This is a genomic window from Leisingera aquaemixtae (assembly GCF_019801145.1).
GTDB lineage: Bacteria > Pseudomonadota > Alphaproteobacteria > Rhodobacterales > Rhodobacteraceae > Leisingera > Leisingera aquaemixtae_A.
The window spans coordinates 1-1,340 of record NZ_JAHVJQ010000038.1; the positions used below are offsets into that span (position 1 = coordinate 1).

Annotated in this window: 1 protein-coding gene; it reads right to left on the reverse strand. The window is 69.0% G+C overall.

Features of this window, described 5'->3' with window-relative positions:
* A partial coding sequence (locus KUW17_RS23175) for a Na/Pi cotransporter family protein (RefSeq protein WP_222482652.1) occupies positions 1–1,340 on the reverse strand: 1,340 nt, incomplete at both ends.

A 1,340-nucleotide genomic window follows, 5' to 3' on the forward strand; every position in this document is an offset into this window, starting at 1 on the left:
TGGCTGTTGAACTCGCGCAGGGCGCGCAGCGTCTCCAGGTGGATGTCGGAAGTGTCGAAACTCTCCCGGCCGCCGTCCTGCAGCCGCCGCAGGTGCCGCTTGCGGCTGTCGCGCTCCATCCGCTTCAGCTCGGTCTTTTCCAGGCTCAGCAGCCGCGCGCTCTCCAGATCGTCGGAGATCAGCACGTTGGAGGCCAGCTGCATGTTCGCCAGGATCGCCTCATGCATGCGGGTGATTTCCAGCCAGCCCTCCCTGGAAAAGCTCAGGCCCTTGCGGTTCAGCTCGCCCGCCAGCACCGTCAGGCGGCGCGCCACCACATCGCCCGCGGTCTCCAGCCGGATGGCGTATTCCATCAGGCTGCGGGCGGTCTTCAGCTCGTCCTTGCTGAACGCCTCCTCCGGGATCGCCGCCACATACTGGCGGATGCCGGAGAGGCAGGCGTTGACCTCCTCGTCCATCCGCTGCACCGCCTTGATCTGCTCCTTGCCGCCGCCCCGGTACAGCTCCAGCACCGGCCGGAACATGGCGCCGGTCTGGTCGGCCATCCGCAGCAACTCGCGCTTGAGATTGGCCACCGCCTGGGCCGGCGGGCCGTAGCTGCCCTGCTCCAGCGCGCTGACCGGCCGGCCCGGCTGCGCCGCCTGCACCGGCGCGGGCTCCGGGAAGGCGCGGGCAAAGACGCCGCCCAGCGGGGTGCAGACCGGCAGCGCCAGCAGCAGGAGCGACGCGTTGAAGGCGAGATGCGCGGTGACCAGCATCTGGCCGCCCTGCGGATCGCCGAGCCAGCCCTGGCGCAGCGCCAGATTGGCGCCGAACAGGCAGAGCACCGCCCAGCTGCCGCGCAGGGCAAGATTGGCATAGGGAATGCGCCGCGCTTGCAGCGCCATGCCGCGGCTGAGCCAGACCGGGATGAAGGCGGAGCCGAAATTCGCCCCCAGGACCAGCGACAGGCCGGCGGCAAAGGGGATGGCGCCGATCTGCACCAGGGTGACGCACATCAGGATCGCGGCCACGCTGGAATGCATCACAAAGGCCAGCGCGCCGCCGACCAGGAAAGCGGTGATGTAGTCGCGCGCCAGGTAGCCTGCGACGGCGGGCAGAAAGGCGCTGTCGCGGATCGGGTCCATCGCCTCGCGCAGAAAACGCAGCGAAATCAGGATGAAGGCAATGCCCATCAGGATCCGGCCCAGCTGGCGCGCCTTCTTGGCCTCGGTCTTGACGAACAGGTAGCCGCCCGCCGCCAACAGCACCGGCACCAGCCAGTCGAGCTTGAACGACAGGATCTGGATGATCAGCGCCGAGCCGAGATCGCCGCCCAGCACGATCGCCAGCCCGGCGGG